This window comes from Mesorhizobium sp. M7A.F.Ca.CA.004.06.1.1 (assembly GCF_003999135.1).
Taxonomy (GTDB): domain Bacteria; phylum Pseudomonadota; class Alphaproteobacteria; order Rhizobiales; family Rhizobiaceae; genus Mesorhizobium.
The window spans coordinates 1-1,057 of record NZ_RZPQ01001205.1 but is presented as its reverse complement, the minus strand read 5'-3'; the positions used below and the strand labels follow the sequence as shown (position 1 = coordinate 1,057).

1 protein-coding gene is annotated in these 1,057 nt (G+C 62.8%); it reads right to left on the bottom strand.

Annotated elements, in window-relative coordinates:
- Nucleotides 1-34 precede the first annotated feature (34 nt).
- A partial coding sequence (purB, locus tag EN906_RS35165) for an adenylosuccinate lyase (protein WP_127375824.1) occupies nucleotides 35-1,057 on the bottom strand: 1,023 nt, incomplete at its 5' end.

Sequence of the window (1,057 nt, the reverse complement as noted above, 5' to 3'; positions counted from 1 at the left end):
CCTTCTCCCCGTATAGTGACGGGGAGAAGGAAGCTCAGGCTTCCCCAAACACCCGCTTGAAGATCGTGTCGACATGCTTGGTATGATAGCCCAAGTCGAATTTCTCGCGGATTTCGGCTTCCGGCAGCGCTGCGGTCACTTCCTTGTCGGCCAAAAGTTCCTCAAGGAAATCAGCGCCTTGCTCCCACACTCTCATGGCGTTGCGCTGCACCAGCCGGTAGGAGTCTTCGCGCGACAGGCCGGCTTGGGTCAGCGCCAGCATGACGCGCTGCGAATGCACGAGGCCGCGGAACTTGTTCATGTTCTTCAGCATGTTGTCGGGATAGACGAGCAGCTTGTCGACGACGCCGGTCAGCCGTGACAGTGCGAAATCGAGCGTCACGGTGGCATCCGGGCCGATCATGCGCTCGACCGAGGAGTGCGAGATGTCGCGCTCGTGCCAGAGCGCCACATTTTCCATCGCCGGCAGCGCCATGGAGCGCACCATGCGGGCAAGACCGGTGAGGTTTTCGGTCAGCACCGGGTTGCGCTTGTGCGGCATGGCCGACGAGCCCTTCTGGCCCGGCGAAAAATACTCTTCAGCTTCCAGCACTTCGGTGCGCTGCAAATGCCGGATTTCGATCGACAGCCGCTCGACCGACGAGGCGATGACGCCGAGCGTGGCAAAGAACATGGCGTGGCGGTCGCGCGGGATCACTTGCGTCGACACCGGCTCGGGCTTCAGGCCGAGCTTTGCCGCCACATGCTCCTCGACATAGGGGTCGATGTTGGCGAAGGTGCCGACCGCGCCCGAAATCGCGCAGGTGGCGATGTCTTCGCGCGCGTGCACCAACCGCTCGCGGCAGCGCGAGAATTCGGCATAGGCCTGCGCCAGCTTGACGCCAAAGGTCGTCGGCTCGGCATGGATGCCATGGCTGCGGCCGATGGTGACGGTGTCCTTGTGCTCGAAGGCGCGGCGCTTAAGCGCTGCAAGCAAGCCATCGATGTCGGCGAGCAGGATGTCGCTGGCGCGGGTAAGCTGCACCGCAAAGCAGGTGTCGAGAACATCGGACGAGGT